The 1560-nt window shown below is 53.3% G+C and carries 3 protein-coding genes; all 3 read left to right on the top strand.

What is annotated here, in order from left to right:
* The coding region (locus QZ105_RS10475; protein WP_293729864.1) for an energy transducer TonB at positions 1–220 on the top strand (220 nt) is incomplete at its 5' end.
* A gap of 32 nt (positions 221–252) precedes the next feature.
* Positions 253–1227 (top strand): ABC transporter substrate-binding protein, encoded by a 975-nt coding sequence (locus tag QZ105_RS10470; RefSeq protein WP_293729863.1) that lies wholly within the window; start codon positions 253–255, stop codon positions 1225–1227.
* A gap of 3 nt (positions 1228–1230) precedes the next feature.
* Positions 1231–1560 (top strand): iron chelate uptake ABC transporter family permease subunit (locus tag QZ105_RS10465; RefSeq protein ID WP_293729862.1); only part of this gene is annotated, 330 nt, incomplete at its 3' end.

The following is a 1560-nucleotide window of genomic DNA, read 5'->3' as shown; positions in this document are numbered from 1 at the left end:
GCAGGCTAATATTGACGGCGTTTCCGTACTGCGCCTGCTGATTGGCACTGACGGCAAGGTGGAGGAGGTTACCTTGATGAAATCCTCCGGCAGCAGCGCTTTGGATAATTCGGCTATCCGCGCGTGCAGGCAGTGGCGCTTTACCAGCGCAAAAAACGGCAGCGGCCAGAAGGTGCGCTGCTATTGGGATATTCCTATCAGATTCAGACTTGACCGATAACGGCGAATATAGAGATTCAAAGGAGGCGTACGATGAAAAAAATATTTATGCTTATAGGCTGCCTGCTTATGGCGCTGATGCTGGCGGCAGGCTGTGGCAGTGATAATAAGGCTAAGGAAAGCGGCGGCAAGGTAACGCTTAACTATCCGGCTTCCATGCAGGCCAAGGGCTTTAAGGAGCCGCTGGTGCTGAAGCAGCGCCCGCAGCGCGTGGTTTCTTTGACCATTACTCCCGTACTGGCGCTGCATGAAATCGGCGTGACGCAGGTGGGCATTCCTAAAACCGGCATTATGAAATGGCCGGAGGATTTGGCGAAGAATGCTCAGCAGTTTACCGTAGCGATGCAGGATAATTTTGATATTGAAAAAGTAGTGGCCTTGGAGCCTGATTTAGTTATGGTGGGCTATTACGCCAAGGATAAATACGGCCAGCTGCTGGAAAAGCAAAATATTCCCGTTTATTATGTGGACGCAGGCCCGATGGTGGATTATCAATCCGTTAAGGACTTGACCAACGTCCTTATCGACGCTTTCGGCAAGGACAGCAAGGGCGCGCAGGCTATCAGCGAGCGCTTTAAAAAGCTGGACGAGCGCATGGCCGCTAAACGCGAGGCCAATAAGGATAAAACCGTGATGGTGCTGCAATCTGCGCCTCCACGTCATTTTATTCAGACCAAGGACGCTAATTTGGGAAGTATGCTGACGATGCTGGGCTATAAGAATGTTTACAGCAACGATAAGAGCCGCATGGTAATGCTGGATAAGGAGCAGGCCATCAGCTACGAGCCCGACCTGCTGGTATGCGTCGGCGCGACGCCCAACCCTGCGGACCACCAAAAGGCTATGGAAGCAGATTTTGCCGCCAGCCCGGAATACTGGCAGCAGATTAAGGCTATCCGCGAGGGCAACGTGGTTTATCTGTCCTCTAAATATGTTGTCAGCACCGGCATCGACGTTATCGACGATATCAATCATTTGATCGATACGCTGGAGCAAAGAAAGCTGTAAGCTATGAAACGTGATATAAATGTATTAAAGGTCAGCGCCGTCTGCATGGTGCTGCTGGTCGTACTGGCGGCTTTATCGCTGCTGGCGTTGAGCATTGGCAGCGCCGATTACAGCGTGCCGCAGATTATCAACGCCTTGCTGTACGAGGAGCGCGGGCCTATTCATGTAGTAGTATATAATCTGCGTCTGCCGCGGCTCATTATGGCTATCGAGGTGGGCGCCTGTCTGGCGGTGGCCGGCGCGCTGCTGCAGGCTGTTATGCGCAATCCGCTGGCGGACCCAGGCATTATCGGCGTGTCTGCCGGCGCGGCTACGGCGGCCACTACGGTGCTG

This window comes from uncultured Phascolarctobacterium sp. (genome assembly GCF_905212365.1).
In the GTDB taxonomy this organism is placed as follows: Bacteria; Bacillota; Negativicutes; order Acidaminococcales; family Acidaminococcaceae; genus Phascolarctobacterium_A.
This window is presented reverse-complemented; position numbering and strand designations above follow the sequence as displayed.